Here is a 981-nt window from a genome sequence, read left to right as displayed (position 1 = left end):
TGTGCCCAGGTGCACACAACTATTTAATCGGTGTTTTATGAAATAATGGGTGAGCTATAATGCGGTGTAAAATTCCTAAAACTGATTTATTAGTGACATTTGAAGCTGTTGCTCAATATGAAAGCTACACGCGAGCGGCAGAAAAGTTAGCGTTAACCCAAAGTGCTGTTTTCCGTCAAATTACAGCATTGGAGGAGCTACTTAATGTGTCATTATTCCACCATGTCCGTAAGCGAATTTTCCTCAATGATGCGGGTCGTTATTATCTTGGTTTAGTCAGAGATACATTGGAGCAACTGGAAAGAGATACGCAAAGCATTATGTCTTACCAGTCAACTCAGCAAGTGTTGGAGCTGGCGGTTACACCAACATTTAGCACACATTGGCTCATTCCAAATCTCAGTGACTTTCATGAGAAGCATCCTGAGATTGTCCTCAATTTAGTGGCGCTGACTACGCCTGCTGATTTTCTAAATTTGAAATACGATGCGGCAATTATGCGTGAGGATTTCTGTAGCCCGTGGGCTGAAAATGAGCACTTGTTTGAAGAAGAGCTAGTGCCTGTCTGCAGCCGGATGTTGTGGCAGGATGAGAAAAAAGTGATGCTTGCAGAGCAGTTGATGGATGAACTTACGTTGCTTCATCAAACAACTCGTTTAGATTCGTGGCATGACTGGTTTACATTATCAGGCGTTAATAGCCCTAAAGTACGAATGGGGCCGCGTTTTGATCTTTTATCGATGTTGATTTCTGCTGTGCGCTCCAATCTTGGCATGGCGTTATTGCCCCGATTTGCTATTCACAAGGATTTGGAAAATGGTGATATGGTCATTCCATGTGATTTACCCATGAGCACGGGAAACCACTTTGTACTGACCTACAAAGAAGGTAAAAGAGGGTTGAGAAGCTTGCAAAAATTAAGTCGTTGGCTCCATGATAAATCTAAAGAGGAAGAGCTAAAAAGAGCATGGGTTAATTAAT

At 42.2% G+C, this 981-nt stretch carries 1 protein-coding gene; it reads left to right on the top strand.

Annotated elements, in window-relative coordinates:
- The first annotated feature begins 59 nt into the window (after window positions 1-59).
- Window positions 60-980 carry a LysR family transcriptional regulator gene (locus V1952_RS22065; RefSeq protein WP_083158314.1) on the top strand — a complete coding sequence of 307 codons (921 nt, stop codon included), beginning with the start codon at window positions 60-62 and terminating at the stop codon, window positions 978-980.
- Window position 981: the final 1 nt, after the last annotated feature.

The sequence above is a fragment of the Yersinia sp. 2542 StPb PI genome (assembly GCF_048593855.1).
Lineage (GTDB): Bacteria > Pseudomonadota > Gammaproteobacteria > Enterobacterales > Enterobacteriaceae > Yersinia > Yersinia enterocolitica_E.
Note: the sequence above shows the minus strand (reverse complement) of the source record. Positions and strands in the feature narration are given on the sequence as shown.